Here is a 1,056-nt window from a genome sequence, read left to right on the forward strand (position 1 = left end):
CATGCCGACCGCGGGGGTCCAGGGCGGGGTGGCGGTGACGTCGCGGGTCGGGGTCGCGTTCTGGCCAGGACCGGGATCGCTGGTCGTCGATGCGTGCTCGTCATTGGTCGTCGACATGTGCCCGCCGCCGGTCGTCGACGTGTGCCCGTCACGGAGCACGACCTCGTGTCGGTTAGGTGCCGTGACGGCGTCTCGGTTCGTCTGACCGGTTCCCGGCGAGCCCTCGGGTGCTGTTCCGTTCGGGTACGGGTCTGTTCCTGGGGCTGTAGTCATGTCGGGGCCAGGCGTCGCGTCGCTGGTCCTGGCCGGTGCTGGTGGTGTGGGCGCGACGGAGACATACGTGTGCCCGGTCGGGGTGACCGTCTCGACCGCATGACGGCCGTCGAGGTGGGTGGCCTTCTGGGACCAGCCCGGGGCCTGCTTGGCGTGGTTGCACCTCGCGCACAAGCCCTGGCCGTTGTCGAGGCTGGTCGGGCCGCCTTCCGCGTGCGGGGTGATGTGGTCGGTGTGCCGGACCGGCGCGTCACACCAGACGGTGGCACAGACCCCTTGCTCCCTGGCCCGCAGGAGGCTCGACAACCCCGGTGGGTGGAACCGGGACGTGGAGGTCGTGGCCAGCAGTCGCCCGTGGGGGTTGACATAGATCGACCGCAGCCACGCGGTGTCGGTCTCGATCGCGTGCGCTACCAGGTTGCGGGCGACCGGTGCCGGGATCACGCCCGCACCGGCCGGGGCGCCCTCGACCACCACACCCGGCTGGTTGCCGCCGGCCAGGAGGGTGTCGTCCGAGACCAGCAGGTTGATCGTGACCGGCACATCGTTCGCGTGACCGGGTTCGCGGGTGGTGGCGTGTTCGATGAGGGTGTCGGCCATGATCTGACCCACCCCACGCCCGTCCCCGGACGCCTTCGCAGCCTCCGCACTGGTCTTGAGCTGGGCGTACGCCTGCACGCCCTGCGCCATCGGCACCAGCGCGGTCAGGTACACCATCAGGTCCGGGGCCGGACGGATCGAGACCCGGCGTTCCGTCACGGCCTTGGCGTTGCGGTTCACGCA

The 1,056-nt window shown here is 70.6% G+C and carries 1 protein-coding gene; it reads right to left on the minus strand.

All coding sequences use genetic code 11. From position 1 onward, the window contains the following. Positions 1 to 1,056, minus strand: a 1,056-nt coding sequence (locus PROKR_RS00605) for an HNH endonuclease (RefSeq protein WP_169736273.1), incomplete at both ends; no start/stop codon positions are given.

Source organism: Promicromonospora kroppenstedtii DSM 19349, from assembly GCF_000515355.1.
GTDB classification, from domain to species: domain Bacteria; phylum Actinomycetota; class Actinomycetes; order Actinomycetales; family Cellulomonadaceae; genus Promicromonospora; species Promicromonospora kroppenstedtii.